Here is a 1,079-nt window from a genome sequence, read left to right as displayed (position 1 = left end):
GCGCTGAACGGCAAGGTCGATCCCCTGATCGGTCGCGGCCCCGAAGTGGACCGCACGATCCAGATCCTCTGCCGCCGTTCGAAGAACAACCCGCTCTATGTGGGCGATCCCGGCGTCGGCAAGACCGCCATCGCCGAGGGTCTGGCGCGCAAGATCGTCGAGGGCGAAGTGCCCGAAGTCCTGGCCGAAGCGGTGATCTACTCGCTCGACATGGGCAGCCTGCTGGCCGGAACCCGCTATCGCGGCGACTTCGAGGAGCGCCTGAAGCAGGTCGTCTCCGAACTGGAGAAGATGCCGCACGCGGTCCTGTTCATCGACGAGATCCACACGGTGATCGGCGCCGGTGCCACCAGCGGCGGCGCCATGGATGCCTCGAACCTGCTCAAGCCCGCGCTGTCGGGCGGCACGATTCGTTGCATCGGCTCCACTACCTACAAGGAGTTCCGCAACCACTTCGAAAAGGACCGCGCCCTGCTGCGCCGGTTCCAGAAGATCGACGTGAACGAACCGACGATCGAGGACACGATCAAGATCCTGCGCGGGCTGCGAACCGCGTTCGAGGAACACCACAAGGTCAAGTACACGCCCGATGCGATCAAGACCGCCGTCGAGCTTTCGGCGCGCTACATCAATGATCGCAAACTGCCCGACAAGGCGATCGACGTGATCGACGAAGTGGGCGCGATGCAGATGCTGGTGCCCCCCAGCCGCCGCAAGAAGACGATCACCGCCCGCGAGATCGAGGCCGTGATCGCCACGATGGCGCGCATCCCGCCCAAGTCGGTGAGTTCCGACGACAAGAAGGCGCTCGAGAATCTCGAACGCGATCTGAAGCGCGTCGTGTTCGGGCAGGACAAGGCCATCGGCGTCCTTGCCACCGCCATGAAGCTCAGCCGCGCGGGCCTGCGCGATCCGGACAAGCCAATCGGCTCGTTCCTGTTCTCCGGCCCCACCGGCGTCGGCAAGACCGAAGTCGCCCGCCAGCTCGCCTCGATCATGGGCATCGAGCTGAAGCGCTTCGACATGTCGGAATATATGGAGCGTCACTCGGTCAGCCGCCTGATCGGCGCGCCTCCGGG

General features: G+C 64.8%; 1 protein-coding gene. It reads left to right on the top strand.

The window, feature by feature from the left end; translation table 11 throughout:
• Positions 1 to 1,079 (top strand): AAA family ATPase (locus tag ACI3K3_RS25640; RefSeq protein WP_404918935.1); only part of this gene is annotated, 1,079 nt, incomplete at both ends.

Origin of the sequence: Novosphingobium sp. ZW T3_23, assembly GCF_044987305.1 — a bacterium.
GTDB lineage: Bacteria > Pseudomonadota > Alphaproteobacteria > Sphingomonadales > Sphingomonadaceae > Novosphingobium.
This window is presented reverse-complemented; position numbering and strand designations above follow the sequence as displayed.